Source organism: Streptomyces sp. WG5, assembly GCF_049974565.1.
GTDB lineage: Bacteria > Actinomycetota > Actinomycetes > Streptomycetales > Streptomycetaceae > Streptomyces.
In genome coordinates, this window is the sequence record NZ_JBNGGC010000211.1 from 1 (window position 1) to 506 (window position 506).

Below are 506 nucleotides of genomic sequence, written 5' to 3' on the forward strand. Positions count from 1 at the left end.
TCCCGTTCGACCTGGTCAGGGTCGACTTGAAGGCGAAGAAACTCGAGGACGGTAGCGACTACACCCAGATCAATCCCAAGGGCCAGGTCCCGGCGCTCGGGCTGGAAAGCGGCGATCTGCTGACGGAGGGCGCCGTGATCGTCCAGATGATCGCCGACAAGGCGCCGCACAAGAACCTCGCGCCCGCCCACGGCTCAAGCGAGCGTTACAAGCTGCAGGAATGGCTGAATTTCATCGCCAGCGAACTGCACAAGAACTTCAGCCCCCTGTTCCAGCCGGCCCTGTCCGACGACACCAAGGCGTTCTTCCAGGACCGCCTGATGGGCAAGTTCAAGTACATCGATCAGGCGCTGACGGGCCGGGATTACGTGATGGGCCAGCACTTCACCGTGCCGGACGCCTATCTCTTCACGATGCTCGCCTGGGCGGATCGCGTGGGCCTGGATATTTCCGGCCTTCCGAATCTGGTTGGCTACAAGGCGCGTGTTGCAGCGCGGCCGAAAGTG

Annotated in this window: 1 protein-coding gene; it reads left to right on the plus strand. The window is 62.3% G+C overall.

The genetic code is table 11. From position 1 onward, the window contains the following. Positions 1–506: glutathione transferase GstA (gene gstA / locus ACP4IX_RS36675; protein ID WP_426559035.1), on the plus strand; the 506-nt coding region annotated here is incomplete at both ends.